This window comes from Loigolactobacillus binensis, from assembly GCF_005405165.1.
GTDB classification, from domain to species: Bacteria; Bacillota; Bacilli; order Lactobacillales; family Lactobacillaceae; genus Loigolactobacillus; species Loigolactobacillus binensis.
This window is the reverse complement of record NZ_BJDN01000007.1, coordinates 66,940-84,136: the sequence shown is the minus strand read 5'-3', so window position 1 is coordinate 84,136 and position 17,197 is coordinate 66,940. Positions and strand designations below refer to the sequence as shown.

The window sequence follows — 17,197 nt, the reverse complement described above, 5'->3', positions numbered from 1 at the left end:
AATCAGCTAATTTTAGAGAAGTTAGATGCTGTTCATTCAGCGTCTAGCTTCTTTTTTATTATCCCAAGAGAAAATAGGCAGGATGCTAGTCATTTGTCTGGAAAACGATTACAATTAATGTACTTAGTATTCGGAAAAGGAGTGACCAGTCATCATGCACCGACCTTATATAATTACGGTTGCAAGTCCGCAGGCCAAAGTTGGCAAAACAACGGCTGCGCGTGCCTTGGCAACTAATTTGGATCTACTTGGCTATTCTGTAATGGTGGTCGACGTTAACCAAGCCTACTTAGCTAATGAGGCCAAGGCAAAACAAGTTGCGTTGACCACTGATTTAAAGATCACGTTTGAATTATTAAAGCAACGAATCGCTGATCTACGCCGGCAAACAACGGATTTTATTTTGTTAGATCTCGCTGATGATTATCAATATTTTGTCCCTTTATGCGTGGTTTTAACGAACTATTTAATGGTGGTCACTGTTCCGACAGAAGATGCATATGCAGTCACGGCCCAGTTACTGACGGATATCAGTACGCATGATGTCACCATTCCGCAGCGCTTATTATTAACTGGGATCGTTCCACCGGAAACACCGCAATCCGCGCAGCAACGCGCTGTGATCGATCAATTGGCTAGCTTGACTGAATTACCCCAGGTTGAGTTACTGGCCACTGAAATTCCGTTTGCACCTGGCTTAGCGCAACAAAGTGTGACGGGATTTCCGCGGGCCGTTTTAGCCGCATACCGCCAAGTTGCCCAAGAAATCTTGGCGTTGGCTAAGGCACCGGAGCAAGGATAACGGTGATTGGGGAACAACAATTATTTGTAAAAAGGGCCGTTACTAACGCAGACTTGCGCGGGTAACGGCCCTTTTTCAGTGCTTATTTTATTGGCGGGCAACGATCTGACCATCCTGATAAACATAATAATCAAGGCCATCGTATGAACCAGCACCGACCGCCTGCATATTTGCCTGAGCCGATTTATGTTGACCACGGATCCAATAATATTGATGACCAGCGCCATCGTCGATCAGATCGCCACTACCAGCGGTCATGGTGGTCCAAATGATTGGATCATTGGCAGTACCATTACCTACCTGAGCTTGGACTAAAGCGACTGCCTGTTGAATATTGTTAACGGTCGTTCCTGCGTTGGCCTGATTGTTAACTTTGTTGTTGGTGCTATCTGTCGGTGAATTTTGCATCGTATTCGTTTGACTGGATTGACTAGTTGACGTTGAGCTAGCTGCAGTTGTTGCTTGCTGGCTTGTTGCTGTGGTTGTCTGACTGGTGTTAGTTGCTTGTACAGCGGCTTTACTGCTACTGGCGGCCTTTGCCTTAGCAGCCTTAGCCTTGCTGGCCGCAACGGCCTTTTTATGCAAACGTGCATTTTTTTGTTGCAGACGTTTGACCTTAGCTAGGCTGGATGAGCGAGCCGCCGCTGACGAGCTATCTTTTTGGGCCGCGTTGTTGTCGCCGCAGGCTGCTAATGACAGTGTGGCTAAGGTAATGATGCCCCAACTTAATACTTTTTTCATAATGTCCCAACCCCAGATATATATTTGATCGTATGTTAACGATTACACTTATTTTATCATTAGTAGGCCTGCGGAGACAATAGTCAAAACAGCATTGCGAAAATTAAGCCTTATGTATTAGATAGCATCGTTTCCAAGTGTAATCAATTTGGGCCGACCTAAATAATAACCTTGCATAACGTCAGCCTGGTAGTGATCGCCAATAGTCAGATCGGCTTCAGTCTCAAAGCCTTCAATAGCGAAGAATTTATGGTGGATCTGGGCAAATTGGCGCCAAAATTGTAATTGTGGGCTGATCACAAAGCTAAAATTGGCACCACGCTTAAAGTTCTGTAGTGCAAATTTGTATTCAGTTACGTAAGGATCCAATAAATTAGCCATTGCAACGGTGTTATCGCCAGTACCGACATCATCGAGACAAACCCATAAATTCGCTGCCTGATATTTTTGCGCCGCGCTAACCAGCATATTAGGCGCGATGTGGCGGTGATGTTCCGTCAGTTCGATCACCACCTCCACCGGATAGCACGCAGCCTGAACTGCTTTCATGCTATGAATGAAGTCAGGATTAATAAATTGCTCCTGATCTAAGTTGATCGAAACCAGCGCGACACCTTTAGGCAGCGCTTTAATTGAAGCAATTGATAATTTTTTAAGTTGTTGTGCCGTAAATTGACTGAAGTTTTTCGGAAAAATCCAATTCCCCTTAGCGGATTGACGGATAAAAAGTTCATAGCCTAAGGCATTTTGGGTAATTGAATACTTCGGTTGCCCGAAAAAGCGAATCATAAATCGGCCTCCCTGTGCTGAAAATAAAAAAGCCCATCCTTGACTTGCTCAAGTACGGGTCGGGCCACGTGAACGTGACTGGCAATTTTTCTAAACTAGTAAACGGTTAAACAAATTTGTTTATGAATAACCCCTTCATTAACTATTTTAATACAGATTAAAGCAAATTGGTGTCTTTGTGCGTAATTTATTTTTAAACAGGGTTATGAGTAGGTGAAATGAAAATGTTAGTCGCACAAAACGCTCAGCAAAAGTATTTGAATTGCTTAACATATTCTCGGCCACAATTGCGCCAATTGCAACAGCAAGCCTACACGTGTCCGGCTTGTCAGCAACCGGTGATGTTAAAAGTAGGGACGACGATGCAACCCCATTTTGCTCATTTTGCTGGGGCTGCGTGTCATGCGGCGACGGAAGGTGAAACGGCCGAGCATCTGGCCGGCAAGGCGTTGTTGGGCCAGTTGTGCCGCCGCTGGCAAGTTACCTTTGCGTATGAAGTTTACTTGCCGGCGATCCAACAGCGGCCGGATCTACTGCTCAGTATTGGCCACCGGCGAATCGCGTTAGAGTTTCAGTGCAGTCCGATCACGGTGCCGCGCTTGCAGGCGCGGACGCAAGGTTATCACCAGATCGGTTACCAAGTGATCTGGATTTTAGGCCAGCGCTATCAGCGGCAACAGTGGCGGCAAAGTAACCATGCCTTTTTACAATATGCACTTAAATGGGGTTGGTATCAATGGCACTTGGTGGTTGCTCGCTCAGAGTTGCGACTTTTACATCACATCGCGCACAGCGGCTACCCGCAACAAACTAGTTTTCAAGTCAGCACGTTAAGTCAATTACAACACATAACCCCACCCCAGCGACCACCACTTTCAGTAGCCGCTTTACTTAATGAAAGTCGGCAATTATATTATAAATTAGGGCAGGCGGCGCCTGAGCTACAGCAATTACAGCAAGCCTGTTATTTAAAGGGACACCATTTGGCAGGGACCCCGCTGTGCTGCCATCAGGCCAGTATGCCACCGCTTAATCGTAGGGCAATCGTCTTGTTACAGGTTCGGTTATTGCTATTTTGTGAACAGCTGGGGCAAGTGACCTTAGCACAATTGCGGCAATTCTGTTGGCAAAATGCGCGTGCCTTTTACTGCTTACCATTAGTGGATGAGCAGTTTTGGTATCTACAGTGGTGTGTCCAAACACTAAAAAATTGGCAACGCCAAGGTATTGTGACCGCCCAAGAAACTGAGTGGCACTATCAAGGTGCACAGTGGTACGGGGATTATTTTGCTAAGCAACGCGCACTGCTTAAATAAGAATTATAATGAGATAATTCTCATATAGGCGATTATTGAATGTAACTTAAATAATGATTATGAGCAAAATTTCATTAAAAAAGCACTAATTAATCATATTGAAAACCTTTTAGTTAGTAAAAAATCATCATTTTTTAATCAAAAATTAATTAAACTGGCGATTTTGACCAATAATGAGAACTAAATATTTACTTTAATCTTTTTCTAATATAGAATGGCAACAAGTTAAAAAATGTTAAGATTTTTCATTGGGATTCATAATAAATGAATAAGGTGGGGATTTAGATGTGGAAGCAAGTTAAGAAAATCGGCTTGGTTGCTGCAGCTGGGGTGATGGTCGTGCCGTTAGCGGGTGGTGTTAGTACGGCCAAAGCAGCTAGTTTAGCTAAAAACCAAACATTTAAGATGATGGTACCAACAGAATTAACCAGCATGGATAATTCTAAAACAACTGACTTGTATGCAGCAACGATCCAGAATAATACTGGTGAGGGGTTGTACCGCCTGACCAGTAAAAATAAGGCAGTTCCGGCCTTGGCAAAGTCAGTGGTTAAGTCGACAAATAATGGCTTGCAGTATACATTCCATTTGCGCCACTCTAAATGGAGCAACGGTACTCCAGTAACCGCTCAAGATTTTGTTTATTCATGGCAACGCACAGTGACGCCCAAAACAAGTTCCCAATACGCCTTTTTATTTGAGGGGATCAAAAATGCTGCTGCGATCGCTGATGGTAAGAAGCAACCTAGTGAATTAGGGGTCAAGGCCATTGATGATTATACGTTACAGGTAACCATGGAAAAGCCTGTTCCTTATTTTGATTTATTGATGGCCAACCCAACCTTCTTCCCGCAAAACAAAAAAGTGGTTGAAAAGTATGGCTCGGAATACGGGACCACGTCGGCTAAGCAAGTTTATAACGGGCCATTTAAGCTGACCAAATGGAACGGGACGAACTTAAAATGGACCTTAGTTAAAAATAAAGATTATTGGGATAAGCGCAAGGTCAAGTTGAATAAGATCCAGTACCAAACGGTGAAGGATCCGTCAACCGCCTTAAACTTATACCAAAGTGGGGACTTGGATGACGTCACATTATCAAGTGAAATGGCTAAGCAGTCGGCCAATAATAAGGATAAAGTGATCCGCAAGATGGCTTCGACCTTCTATCTGGAATATAACCAGAAGAAGATCCCGGCTTTCAAGAACAAGAAGATCCGCCAAGCCATTTCTTTGACGATCAACCGCCAAAAACTGGCTAAGGATGTTTTATCTGATGGATCAACCGCCGCTAAAGGTTACGTTCCTGAAGGATTGGCTAATGATCCGAAGAATGGTAAGGACTTCTCGGCTGAAGCGCAGGGGGCTGCTGAAAAGGCCGCAGTTGCTTACAATATGAAAAAGGCTAAAAAGTTATGGGCCGAAGGTAAAAAGGAAGTTGGCATTAAGAAACTTAATGTTGAATTAATGGGTGATGATAAGGATTCTTCCAAGAAAATCTTGGAATACATGCAAAATAGCATGGAAAAATTGCCGGGGTTGAAAGTGACCAACCAAAACCTACCATTTAAGACCCGTTTGTCCCGTTCAGTCGATGGTAAGTTTGATATGGTTATGACCGCTTGGAATGGTGACTTTGGCGATCCAATTACTTTTATGGATCTATTGACTAGCACCAATTCTTATAACAACGGTAAATGGCGTAATGCTAGTTACGACAAGAATGTATCTGCTTCTAAGAATGCCAATGCCGCTAACCCAGATGCTCGTTGGCAGAACTTGCTTGATGCTGAAAATACTTTGATGACGGAACAAGGAGTTGCACCGGTCTACCAACAAAACGAATTCCATTTAGTTAATTCTAAAGTTAAAGGGATCGTTTATCATCAAACTGGCGCAAGTTACGATTACAAAACAACTTATATCGCTAAATAAGCAGCTCATCGAAAACAAGTGGGGTTGGGTCAAGGTTAGGGGAGTGCAGCTAATCGGCCGGCCGTGCTTGTTTTTTGAGCTTTAATGTGCGGTATTCGCTAAATTATTTCAATATGATAGGAGCATCTGCCCATGCGTAAGTATATTTTGAAGCGGGTACTATATATGTTGCTGACGCTGTTTTTGATCGCCACCATCACCTTCTTCTTAATGAAACTCCTGCCCGGCACGCCTTACCAAAATCAGGATAAAATGAGTGCGTCACAAATTCACATGATGAATGTGCAGTATGGCTTGAATAAGCCAGTGTGGCAGCAATATTTGATCTATATTTTTGGTATGGTCCACGGAAATTTAGGAATTTCTTTTCAGTTTTCCAGTCAACCAGTTTCGTATTTGATCGCCACACGTATCGGTCCGTCACTGCAGTTAGGGATTCAGGCGATGATCGTAGGCTCAATTTTAGGGATTTTGTTAGGTGCCATTGCGGCGATCCGTAAAAACACTTGGGCGGATACCTTAGCAACTTTGCTGGCAATTTTAGGGATGTCGATCCCTAACTTTGTCTTCGCCGTATTATTGCAATATATTCTTGGTTTTAAACTTAAACTGTTTCCCATCGCCTTGTGGGATAATTTTAGTTCCAGTATTCTACCCACGATCGCTTTGGCAATGATGCCACTGGCGGAAACTGCGCGCTTTATGCGCACTGAAATGATCGATGTACTGAACAGTGATTATATTATGTTAGCCCGCGCCAAAGGACTGACACAGGCAGGCGTGGTTTGGCACCATGCGCTGCGCAATAGTTTGATCCCAGTGATCACGTTGGCGGGACCGTTAGCGGTTAATTTAATGACTGGTTCGATGGTGGTGGAGAATATTTTCTCGATCCCAGGTATTGGTGAACAGTTCGTTAAATCAATTACCACCAATGATTACCCAACGATCATGGGTGTCACCATGGTTTATTCATTGATGTTAGTTGTTGTGATTTTGATCGTGGATATTTTGTACGGCATTATCGATCCACGGATCAGACTTAGTGGAAGCGAGGTCAATGCCTAATGGCCGATGAAAAAATGCAATTACCTAAAGACGCCTTTGAACCACTGCAGGCAACGGAACAACTGAATAGTGAGCGGATCGCTGCGCCCTCGCTAACCTTTCTTCAAGATGCTTGGCGCCGGTTAAAGAAGAACAAGGCGGCGGTGATCTCGCTGTGGGTCTTAGTTGTGATCATTATTTTGGCGGTGGGCTCGATCTGGTTTTCACCGCGGAATCCGAATGCACAAAATGCTGCTTACGCTAATTTGCCACCAAAAATTGGTGGTGGTTTCTGGGGTTTTGACGGCAAGGCCAATATTGCTGGCGCTGTAGTCGATGCCTATAAACAAGCTGGGGTTCCTAAAGGGACGTACTATATTTTAGGAACTGATTATCTTGGTCGTGATCTGTTGTCCCGTATTTTATTTGGGACCCGGATCTCACTGCTGGTTGCTTTTGTGGCGACCTTCTTTGACTTAGTGATCGGTGTTGCTTACGGCATGATCTCTGGATGGTACGGTGGCCGTGTGGATACGATCATGCAGCGGGTGCTAGAAGTGATTTCCTCGGTGCCTAATTTGGTTGTGGTTATTTTAATGATCGTTGTTTTTAAACCGGGGATCTTCTCAATCAGTATGGCGATCGCCATCACTGGCTGGATCACCATGGCGCGGTTGATCCGGGCACAAACGCTGAAAATGAAGGATCAGGAATTTATTTTAGCCGCGCGAACTTTAGGTGAGTCAACGAGAAAAATTGCCTTGAAACATTTATTGCCGAATTTGTCCAGCACGATCATTATTCAGCTGATGTTCACGATTCCCACGGCGATCTTCTTTGAAGCATTCCTTAGCTTTATCGGGATCGGGATCAGCGCACCTAACGCCTCATTAGGGACCTTGCTGAATGATGGCTACAAAACATTTCGGTTTTTGCCTTATCAAATGTGGTATCCAGCCGCAGTTCTTTCGATCATTATGATCGCTTTCAACTTATTGGCTGATGGACTGCGTGATGCATTCGATCCGCGGACAAGGGGGTAACCAGATTGGAAAATATTTTAGAAGTTAAAGATTTAACCGTTAATTTTGGTACCTTTGCCGGGGATGTTCAGGCGGTGCGTGGGGTTAGTTTTGACTTACACAAAGGGGAAACCTTAGCAATCGTCGGTGAAACCGGCTCGGGTAAAAGTGTGACAACTAAAGCGATCATGGGCTTACTGGATAGTAACGCCAAAGTGGCCAGTGGGACGATCATGTTTGAAGGCCAGGACCTGTTAAAGGCGTCGGCCCACGAAATGGCAACGGTCAACGGGAATAGTATTGCTGAGATCATTCAGGACCCGATGACCTCCCTTGATCCAACGATGACCATCGGTAAGCAAGTATCCGAACCCTTACGGATCCATAAAAGTATGTCCAAGGAAAAGGCGATCGCCCGGACTAAAGAAGTTTTAGAATTAGTGGGTATTCAAAATGCAGCCGCCCGAATGAAAGATTATCCGCACCAATTTTCTGGCGGGCAGCGGCAGCGGATCGTGATCGCCATGGCCTTAGTGAACTACCCTAAAATTCTGATCGCCGATGAGCCGACCACTGCCCTTGATGTGACTATTCAGGCTCAGATCTTGAATTTAATGACCGAATTGCAACAAAAAATCGACACGTCAATTATTTTTATCACCCATGATCTTGGCGTAGTGGCGGGAATGGCTGATCGCGTGGCGGTTATGTATGCTGGTAAGATCATTGAGGTCGGTACCGTTGACGAAATTTTTTACGACCCGAAGCACCCGTATACCTGGGGGTTGATCAATTCAATGCCAACGTTGGATACTAAAGCCGATCGGCTGTACGCTATTCCTGGGACGCCACCGGACCTATTAGATCCACCTAAAGGGGATGCGTTTGCGCCGCGAAATGCCTATGCGTTGAAGATCGACACGCAACAAGCACCCCCGTTTTTCCCAGTGACCGCAACGCACGCTGCTGCAACTTGGCTACTGCATCCCGCTGCACCTACAGTAACCCCACCACCGGAAATTGTTCGGCGCCAGGCGATCTATCAGCAAATGATCGCTAAAGGCTTCGATCAGCCCAATAATCCGGCGGTGAAATTGAATACACCGGCAACAGATCAATAGGGGGGCATTAACTTGGTTGAACGTAAGAAGATATTACAAATCAAAAACTTAAAGCAGTATTTTAATGTGGGTAAGCCTGATGAGGTTAAAGCGGTGGATGACGTTTCGTTTGATATTTATGAAGGCGAGACCTTTGGCTTAGTCGGCGAATCTGGCTCCGGTAAAACCACGGTTGGCCGCAGTGTGATCCATTTATATAATCCTACTGCAGGCGAGATCTTGTTCAACGGGCGAAACATTCGGCAGTTAAAGTCGGCTAAAGAACAGTTGGAGTTCCGCCGGGAGATGCAGATGATCTTTCAGGATCCGTATGCATCGTTAAATCCGCGGATGAAAGTTAAGGACATTATTGCTGAAGGAATCGACATTCATCATCTGGCCAAAAATGATCAAGACCGGGATGCGCAGGTGGCTCATTTGCTAGAAGTAGTCGGTTTAAACGCGGATCATTCAACCCGCTACCCGTATGAATTTTCTGGTGGGCAACGCCAGCGGATCGGCATTGCCCGTGCGCTGGCGGTACAGCCGCGCTTTATTATCGCGGACGAACCGATCTCGGCCTTAGACGTTTCGATCCAAGCCCAAGTGGTCAACTTATTGCAGGATCTGCAGGCCGAGCATAATCTGACTTATTTATTTATTGCCCATGATCTGTCGATGGTGAAGTATATTTCTGATCGGATCGGTGTGATCCATTATGGTCGGTTGATGGAGATCGCCACTGCGGATGAAATTTACGCTAATCCGCTGCATCCGTACACGGAAAGTTTGTTATCGGCGGTGCCGGTACCCGATCCGCAGTACGAACGCAATCGGCAACCGATTTTTTATGACGCCGCCGCCCATGAAGGTGATGAGCAAGTGCGTCAATTAGTTGAAGTGGTGCCAGGTCATTTTGTTCGTACTAGTGAGGCCGAACTCCCTAATTACCGGCAAAAAGCTGAAGCATACCGGGCGACCTTAGTTAAATAGGCAACAAGGCGGCGCAAGTTTTATTTTTGTGACCGTCTTTTTTGCAACCACCGAAATAATTGAGAAACGCTGGTCAAATTTTGCTAGAATAGAGGGGAGCAGCGATTCTGAGCAAGGATCAAATTCAGGTGTTGGAAAGGAATTAGGTCAATGAGTTTAGGTGTAGTGGTTGTGGCCCACGTACCGGAAATGGCAACTGGGTTAGCGAAGTTATTACAAAATATTGCGCCAAGTGTTGCGATCACCGCGGCTGGCGGGAATAGCGTTGGTGCGCTCGGTACCAGTATGGATCAAATTGAACACGCTTTTAAAAAAAATACCGCCGGGGAATTATTAGTTTTCTATGATTTTGGTAGTGCGCGGCGCAACATTGAGTTAGCGGCGGCTTTTGGTGAAAAAAATATTTATATTTATGACGCAGCCTTTACCGAAGGGGCTTATACGGCAGCAACGTTGTTGGCGGCCGGGCAGGACCGTGCGGCGATCAATGCCGCGATCCAAAAACTAGTGATCAAGTGACGGTTGCCGGTTAATTAAGCAGCCAGGCACAACTAGTTTTAATTGAAAATAGCGATAAAAAAATAGCCTGCCTAATGAAATGATTTTCAATAGACAGGCTATTTTGGTCGGTTAAGCGTTTAAAACCTTGCGTAAGAAGTCTTGGGTCCGTGGATTCTGAGGGTGATCAAAGATCTGTTGCGGATCGCCTTCCTCCATGATGTGACCGTCTGCCATAAAGACTACCCGATCCGCGACTTCTTTGGCGAAGCCCATTTCGTGGGTGACGACGATCATGGTCATCCCTTGTTTAGCCAACTTTTTCATAACATCTAAGACGTCACCAACCATTTCGGGATCCAGAGCCGAGGTCGGTTCATCGAATAGCATAATATCGGGATGCATGGCCAAGGCGCGGGCGATGGCGACCCGCTGTTCCTGCCCCCCAGATAGTGAAGCCGGGCTAGCATCGGCCTTTTCAGCTAACCCTACTTCGGCTAGTAGCTGCCGTGCTTCTTTCTCCGCGACTGATTTAGTCGCTTTTTTGAGCTCAACGGGGGCCAACATGACGTTTTCCAAAACCGTTAAGTTAGGGAAAAGATTGAAGTGCTGAAAAACCATCCCGATACTTTCACGCACTTTGTTCATGTTCGTTTTCTTATCAGAAATATCGAAGCCATCGACGACGACTTTACCTTTGGTGGGATCCTCTAGCTTGTTTAGGCAACGTAAAAAGGTACTTTTGCCTGAGCCTGAAGGGCCGATCATACAAACCACTTCATTATTTTTAACGGTTAAATTCAATCCTTTAAGGACTTCATTACTACCATAGTTTTTGACCAGATCAGTGACGACGACACGATTGTTATCAACAGCGTTCATTTGTTGATTCTCCTTTCAACAGCTTTGGATAGCCAGGTCAGTAAGGTAATGATCACAATGTACATGATCGCAACGATCGTCCAAACTTTGAACCCTTGTAAGTTACGAGCAATGATGATTTTCCCAGTTTGGGTCAATTCTAAAATACCGATAACGGAGAGGATCGAGGTATCCTTTAAGGTAATAATAAATTGATTGATAAAGGACGGAATCATAATTTTGATCCCCTGTGGTAAAATCACGCGGCGCATAGCTTTACCATAGGGCAAGCCTAGACTACGGGCGGCTTCCATTTGACCGCCATCGACAGCAGTGATCCCGCCACTGACAAAGGCGGCGGTGTAGGCACCTTCATTTAGGGTCAAGGTGATGATCCCGGCGACAAAGGCGGAGATCTTATTACCGGTCAAGTTAGGTACACCAATGTAAATGAACAACGCCAAAACCAGTAGCGGCATTCCCCGGAAAATGTAGATCAAGGTGCTGGAAGTCCAGTTAGCCCATTTGGCGGGCACGACTTGCATTAAACCGATGATCACACCGAAAATAGTGGCTAAGACAATAGAAATAATGGTTAAGTACAGTGTTTGGAGTAGGCCGTTACCTAAGGCACTTTTATTTTGTTTAACTAGGCCCCACAAACTGTTATCTTGTTTTTGGGCGGTTGCGGTTGCTTTAGCCACACTGCTTTTACCTAAATATTTAGCGATGATCTTGTTGTATTGGCCATTTTTCTTAAGGGCTTTTAAGCCTTTGTTGAATTTAGCCAGAAGCTCAGGATTTTCACCTTTTTTGACGGCAAAACCGTAGTTACCACCTTGCGCAGGTTTGGTGACGATCTTCAACTTGATGCCATTTTGAATACCATAGGCCATAACTGGATAGTCTTCAAAAGCGGCGGCGGAGTTGCCGGTTATCACATCATTATACATATCATTGGATTGATCGAATTCAGTGATCTTAAAGCCGTATTTTTTTTGTAGCGATTTAGCGTAGGCCGCACCTTGCGTCCCAACCTTTAAAGCTACTTTTTTGCCGCGTAGGTCACTTAATGATTTAACTTTACTGTTCTTAGCGACGGCCATGACTTCACCAGCGTAGTAATAAGGATCGGAGAAGTCAAATTGCTGCTTACGGGCATTGGTGATCGTCATACCAGCGATGACGCCGTCCATTTGATTAGCTTCAACGGCCTGCACAGCTGCATTAAAACCAACTGGTTTCAGCTGAATCTTCATATGTTCTTCCTTAGCGATCGCCTTGATCAAATCAATGTCGATCCCGGTATATTGGCCATTGCTGCCTTGAAAATCGAATGGGGCGTATGTAATATCGGTACCGATAGTATATGTCTTTTCTGCTGCATGGCTGGTCGTTGCATTTACTAGTAACGCGCTGAAAAGCGTGGTGCATAACAGCGCAAACCAAAATATTTTTTTCCGCATAATTGACCTCCCAAAAATGATGTTATATTTAATAACACGGATTCATGTTATTAAATATAACATAAAAAAATAACTTTGACCATGGCTGCGGACTAAAAAATTGGCTTACCTTTTGACACTATAATTGAGTTAACGTAGACTTTATAAAGAGTGTGTTAACTGGTAGCAGGTTGAGCTAGCTTAACACTTAACAATAAAGCTAGGCCGCCCATGTTTGAAGCAGCTGACTGCTTTTTTAAACCCGGCCTAAATCAGTCTAGAAGGGAAGTTATTTTATGATTCGACCAGCGGAGAAAGCAGATGCCACCGCAGTGGTACCTATTATTAACATTGTTTTGGAAGAAATGGAATTGCCATTTTTAGATCATGTCGATCAGGCAACTTTCTTTAAGGTTTTGGCGCAGGCTTTTCAAACCGAAGATTATCGTTACAGTTACCGCCATGGCTTAGTCAATGTTCGTGCCGGCAAAGTAGTCGGGGTAGCGTTTGGCTATCCGGAAACGGCGGAAGCTCACATTGATGATGCCCTGCAGCCGTTTTTGCCGCAGTTAGGGGTGGCGGCCGACGATAAAGTATTTGCTGACAAGGAAGCCTACCCTAATGAATGGTATCTAGATACCTTAGCCGTTGCCAGCGCTTATCAGCACCAAGGCGTTGGTAGTGAATTGTTGGCCGCCGTGCCAGCAGTAGCGCGACAGCAGGGTCTACCCAAGGTCGGTTTAAATGTGGATCTAGCTAATCCCAACGCTAAAAAGCTATACAGCAAAATGGGCTACCAAGTTGTTGGGCGGGTCAAGTTAGCCGGCCATGATTATGAACATATGCAGTTAACAGTTTAGCAGCAAGTCGCACCGGCTTCAGCGCTTGAAATAACCATAAACCGGCCAGCAGCATTTTGAGCGTTAGTAGCCAAGTGGAGCGACTGAAATTGGACCAAAACAGAAATTGCCGTGCAACATAAGCCTAGTTTTCTAGCTAAAATCGCGCCAGTAAAAGTAGTGAAAGAGCTACTTTTACTGGCGCGATTTATTTGCTAAGCTTAAATTTGTGAACACACAATAATGGCCACTTAAAGGGCACTAACAAAATGAGCTAACCGCCAGTCCTTTAAATGACCGATCAACGGCGCCAGGGCTAGTCAATCTGATTTTATACATCATAAATTGGGTTAGCCACGCCGCGCTTGGCCGGTGTTTTATCGCGCCGAACGGACCAGTGATCTAAAATCAAACTGATCAGTAAACAGATCGGCGCATCCTCAGGGTGGGTGATGGCCAACTCGTAATAATCGCCGTCGGCCAAGATCGCCTTATCGAGCACCAGCAAGGTTTCTGTGCGGTGGTAGATTTTGTAATGGTGGTTCATCAGATCGCCCATAATGATCCAATTTAATTCACTGACAAATTGAAATTGGTGCCAGACACCGTACATTTTTTTGACGGCGCCGACTTTTTCTTGCCCTAAATAGAGATCGAAGCGGGGGAATAGGCCTAACGTGGTTTGCTTGATCTCCGCCACATAGCGGCCGTCGATGGTATACAAAGTAAAGGCGTCTTGGCGCAAACCCCAGCGGCCGGTAATTAAATACAAAGGATTATTTTTTGCATCACGAACAATGATCGGAACGCCTTTAGTCGTCATCAATTGTTGTTTGATGTACAAACGCAACAAGCAGCCTCACCTCTTTTTTTAGCGTCGGGTACCCCTAGTCTGAGTTTCTAAGCTATTGATACGCAAGGTTACGCTAATTTATCCTTCAATGCACGTTCGATTGCTTGACCAACACCATGATTAACGTTGGTGTCGGTGGCATAACGGGCGATTTTTTTGATTTCAGCAGTGGCGTTACCCATGGCAAAACTAACCTGCGCAACCTGCAGCATGGAGGCATCGTTTAAATTATCGCCGATCGCCATAACTTGGCTCATTTGAATATTGAGGCTGTTAGCGTAGGTCTCCAAGGCCATTCCTTTTTGCGCATTAATGTGATTGATCTCAATATTGCTGGCGGAACTGGAGGTGATCGCCAAGTTTCCTAATTGGTTTAATTCAGCCGTCACTGGTTGTAACGCCTTTTGTTTGGCGGCACTAAAGGCGATCACTTTTAAAATAGTGACATTTGGATCGGTTAGTAATTGCTCGTAGGAATCGACATAGGTGATATTCATTAATTCTAAACGCGCCGAGGCCAATGAAACGGCGATCTTAAAGCTATCGGTGGTTTGGATATCAACCAATAAAGCAGCTACGTTTTGGATCCGGCGCATTTTACTGTCAGAAACAGTGCCCAAACTGGTCATCACTTCAAAGTACAGGCCTTTAGCCTTCAGTAAATGGAAAATTTTGCGGACCACGTTTTTGTTGATACTGACCGTACTGATCACCTGGCCTTGTTCATCAAAAACTTGGGCACCATTCATGGCGATGATCGGTGCAGTAATACCAACTTGTTCGATCAACGGTTTTGCTTCGCCATAGCTCCGGCCAGTGGCAACAATAAATTTTACCCCTTGCTGGGCCGCTTTTTTGATGGCCGCCACGTTTTCTGGGGGAACGGTCATTTTTTCATTTAATAAAGTGCCATCCATATCGGATGCGATAAGTGAGATCAAAGCAATCAGCCTCCGTTTCTATTCATCTTAGTTTAGCATATTTTAGGGGTGAGGCGAAACCGTTATCGTTTGCGCTGGCGGCTTAATTTGCGGTGGCAATCTAGTAAAAAAATCGCTAAACTAATTAGTGAGGTGTTGACGATGAAAACAATTATTCATAACGATTGGCAAGCAATTTTAGCGCCGGAATTTCAGCAAGCTTACTATGCGCAATTACATCAATTTTTAAAACAAGAATACGCTACGCAAACGGTTTATCCCGATATGTACCATATTTTCACGGCCTTTGAATGGACGCCGTTCAGCAAGGTCAAGGTGGTTATTCTAGGCCAGGATCCTTACCACAATCCGAATCAGGGGATCGGCGTCAGCTTTGCGGTGCGGCCGGGTGTGCGGCTACCACCGTCATTGCAGAACATTTATCAAGAATTACAGGATGATCTGGGAATCGCGCCAGTGGCACATGGCTATTTAAAAGCGTGGGCTGACCAAGGCGTTTTATTGCTGAATTCTGTTTTGACAGTGCGGCAAGGGCAGGCATTTTCCCATAAAGGTAAGGGCTGGGAACAGCTGACGGATAAGGCCATTGAAAAGTTATCGCAACGCGGCAAAGTCGTTTTTATTTTGTGGGGCAATGCCGCTAAAGCCAAACGAACGTTGATCGATGAAAATCAAAATGTTGTTTTGACGGCTGCACATCCCAGTCCTTTTTCCGCACGTTACGGCTTCTTTGGTTCCAAACCTTTTTCAAAAACAAATGCTACTTTGGAAAAATTTGGTGAAACCCCGATTGATTGGCGTTTACCGGCACATGTTAGTGAAAATTCAACAACAGCTTAAAAAATTTTGCTGTCTTTTTTTATGTAAGCGTTGTATTATCGAAGTATCAAGTGAAAATTGGAGGCATGATTGTGGATTTATTTGAAAGTTTAACTACAAAAGTTACCGGTAAACAGATTAAGATCGTTTTTCCCGAAGGTGCTGAAGCCCGGGTTTTAGGTGCCGCAACTCGGTTGCAACATGATAACTTATTACACGCAATTGTTTTAGGGGACCCAGCGGAGATCGAAAAAGTCGCCACCGCCCATAATTTTGATTTAACTGATTTAGAGATCATTAACCCAGCAACGGCGGCAAATTTTGAAGACTTAGTAACCGCTTTCGTTGAACGGCGTAAAGGTAAAAACACTGCCGAACAAGCAGAAAAAATGCTCCGCGATGTCAACTATTTTGGGACGATGCTAGTTTATACTGGCTTGGCTGATGGCATGGTTTCTGGGGCCGTTCATCCAACTGGGGACACTGTTCGCCCAGCCTTGCAGATCATCAAAACTAAGCCTGGTGTTAGCCGGACTAGTGGGGCTTTCATTATGCAAAAAGGGGAACAACGCTACTTATTCTCCGACTGTGCGATCAATATTGACCCTAGCGCGGAAGAATTGGCTCAGATCGCCGTTTCTTCAGCTAAAACGGCCGAATTGTTCGATATTGAACCGCGGGTCGCAATGCTAAGCTTCTCCACTAAAGGCTCAGCTAAGGCTGATGCGGTCACTAAAGTGCAAGAGGCGACTAAGTTGGCTCAGGCCGCGGCACCAGCTTATCAAATTGATGGTGAACTGCAGTTTGACGCTGCTTTTGTTCCGGCAGTTGCGCAACAAAAGGCACCTGATTCACGAGTTGCCGGTAACGCCACCGTTTTCGTTTTCCCTGAATTACAATCTGGGAATATTGGTTACAAAATTGCGCAGCGCTTTGGCGGTTTTGAAGCCATCGGTCCTGTACTCCAAGGTTTAAATAAGCCAGTTTCTGACTTATCCCGTGGTGCCAGTGAAGAAGATGTCTACAAATTGGCCATTATCACGGCTGCACAAACTTTGATCGATTAAAGCTTAAAAGCAAGCACGATCTCCTGGTGAGGTCGTGCTTTTTTGTTATAATGAAACTAGGCCGGATTGGAAAAGTTTCATGCCTATCTGATCCGGCCAGCCTGGGTTTGAAAAAGCAGTTGTACCGCT

Annotated in this window: 17 protein-coding genes; 11 read left to right on the top strand and 6 right to left on the bottom strand. The window is 45.1% G+C overall.

Annotation, left to right across the window (positions count from 1 at the left end):
* Positions 1-154 precede the first annotated feature (154 nt).
* Positions 155-802 (top strand): nucleotide-binding protein, encoded by a 648-nt coding sequence (locus tag FFM78_RS05120; RefSeq protein ID WP_137637365.1) that lies wholly within the window; start codon positions 155-157, stop codon positions 800-802.
* An 87-nt stretch (positions 803-889) separates the two neighbouring features.
* Here FFM78_RS05120 and FFM78_RS05115 read toward each other — a convergent pair whose 3' ends face one another.
* Positions 890-1,543: a hypothetical protein gene (locus tag FFM78_RS05115; protein WP_137637364.1), complete on the bottom strand. Its 654-nt coding sequence runs from the start codon at positions 1,541-1,543 to the stop codon at positions 890-892.
* Positions 1,544-1,660: 117 nt separating this feature from the next.
* Positions 1,661-2,332 carry an EAL domain-containing protein gene (locus FFM78_RS05110; RefSeq protein WP_137637363.1) on the bottom strand — a complete coding sequence of 224 codons (672 nt, stop codon included), beginning with the start codon at positions 2,330-2,332 and terminating at the stop codon, positions 1,661-1,663.
* A gap of 218 nt (positions 2,333-2,550) precedes the next feature.
* Between FFM78_RS05110 and FFM78_RS05105 the strand changes: the two genes are divergently transcribed.
* The 7 genes from FFM78_RS05105 (at position 2,551) to FFM78_RS05075 (ending at position 10,264) form a co-directional block, all read left to right on the top strand.
* Positions 2,551-3,648: a competence protein CoiA gene (locus FFM78_RS05105; RefSeq protein WP_223877013.1), complete on the top strand. Its 1,098-nt coding sequence runs from the start codon at positions 2,551-2,553 to the stop codon at positions 3,646-3,648.
* Between the two features lie 285 nt (positions 3,649-3,933).
* The gene (locus FFM78_RS05100) at positions 3,934-5,583 is read left to right on the top strand and encodes a peptide ABC transporter substrate-binding protein (protein ID WP_137637362.1); all 1,650 of its coding nucleotides are present in this window, start codon (positions 3,934-3,936) and stop codon (positions 5,581-5,583) included.
* Between the two features lie 132 nt (positions 5,584-5,715).
* The gene (opp3b, locus tag FFM78_RS05095; RefSeq protein ID WP_137637361.1) at positions 5,716-6,651 is read left to right on the top strand and encodes an oligopeptide ABC transporter permease; all 936 of its coding nucleotides are present in this window, start codon (positions 5,716-5,718) and stop codon (positions 6,649-6,651) included.
* Positions 6,651-7,673: an oligopeptide ABC transporter permease gene (gene opp3C, locus FFM78_RS05090; protein WP_137637360.1), complete on the top strand. Its 1,023-nt coding sequence runs from the start codon at positions 6,651-6,653 to the stop codon at positions 7,671-7,673. Before opp3b ends, opp3C begins: the two co-directional genes overlap by 1 nt.
* Before the next feature lie 5 nt (positions 7,674-7,678).
* Positions 7,679-8,773, top strand: coding sequence for an ABC transporter ATP-binding protein (locus FFM78_RS05085; protein ID WP_137637359.1), 1,095 nt, complete (start codon positions 7,679-7,681; stop codon positions 8,771-8,773).
* A 12-nt stretch (positions 8,774-8,785) separates the two neighbouring features.
* Positions 8,786-9,745, top strand: coding sequence for an ABC transporter ATP-binding protein (locus FFM78_RS05080; protein ID WP_137637358.1), 960 nt, complete (start codon positions 8,786-8,788; stop codon positions 9,743-9,745).
* Positions 9,746-9,895: 150 nt separating this feature from the next.
* Positions 9,896-10,264 carry a PTS sugar transporter subunit IIA domain-containing protein gene (locus tag FFM78_RS05075; RefSeq protein WP_137637357.1) on the top strand — a complete coding sequence of 123 codons (369 nt, stop codon included), beginning with the start codon at positions 9,896-9,898 and terminating at the stop codon, positions 10,262-10,264.
* 111 nt (positions 10,265-10,375) lie between these two features.
* Here FFM78_RS05075 and FFM78_RS05070 read toward each other — a convergent pair whose 3' ends face one another.
* Positions 10,376-11,125, bottom strand: coding sequence for an amino acid ABC transporter ATP-binding protein (locus FFM78_RS05070; protein ID WP_137637356.1), 750 nt, complete (start codon positions 11,123-11,125; stop codon positions 10,376-10,378).
* Positions 11,122-12,570, bottom strand: coding sequence for an amino acid ABC transporter substrate-binding protein/permease (locus FFM78_RS05065; RefSeq protein ID WP_137637355.1), 1,449 nt, complete (start codon positions 12,568-12,570; stop codon positions 11,122-11,124). Before FFM78_RS05065 ends, FFM78_RS05070 begins: the two co-directional genes overlap by 4 nt.
* 275 nt (positions 12,571-12,845) lie before the next feature.
* Here FFM78_RS05065 and FFM78_RS05060 point away from each other — a divergent pair, with 275 nt between their 5' ends.
* The gene (locus tag FFM78_RS05060) at positions 12,846-13,409 is read left to right on the top strand and encodes a GNAT family N-acetyltransferase (RefSeq protein WP_137637354.1); all 564 of its coding nucleotides are present in this window, start codon (positions 12,846-12,848) and stop codon (positions 13,407-13,409) included.
* Positions 13,410-13,719: 310 nt separating this feature from the next.
* Here FFM78_RS05060 and FFM78_RS05055 read toward each other — a convergent pair whose 3' ends face one another.
* Together FFM78_RS05055 and FFM78_RS05050 are read right to left on the bottom strand one after the other, a co-directional pair.
* Positions 13,720-14,241 carry an LURP-one-related/scramblase family protein gene (locus tag FFM78_RS05055; RefSeq protein WP_137637353.1) on the bottom strand — a complete coding sequence of 174 codons (522 nt, stop codon included), beginning with the start codon at positions 14,239-14,241 and terminating at the stop codon, positions 13,720-13,722.
* A 68-nt stretch (positions 14,242-14,309) separates the two neighbouring features.
* On the bottom strand, positions 14,310-15,182 hold the full coding sequence (locus FFM78_RS05050) for a Cof-type HAD-IIB family hydrolase (RefSeq protein ID WP_137637352.1): 873 nt from the start codon (positions 15,180-15,182) through the stop codon (positions 14,310-14,312).
* A 141-nt stretch (positions 15,183-15,323) separates the two neighbouring features.
* On the opposite strand from FFM78_RS05050, the gene FFM78_RS05045 reads away from it, so the two are divergent.
* The gene (locus FFM78_RS05045; protein WP_137637351.1) at positions 15,324-16,022 is read left to right on the top strand and encodes a uracil-DNA glycosylase; all 699 of its coding nucleotides are present in this window, start codon (positions 15,324-15,326) and stop codon (positions 16,020-16,022) included.
* 71 nt (positions 16,023-16,093) lie between these two features.
* Positions 16,094-17,068 carry a phosphate acetyltransferase gene (pta, locus tag FFM78_RS05040; RefSeq protein ID WP_137637350.1) on the top strand — a complete coding sequence of 325 codons (975 nt, stop codon included), beginning with the start codon at positions 16,094-16,096 and terminating at the stop codon, positions 17,066-17,068.
* Positions 17,069-17,197: the final 129 nt, after the last annotated feature.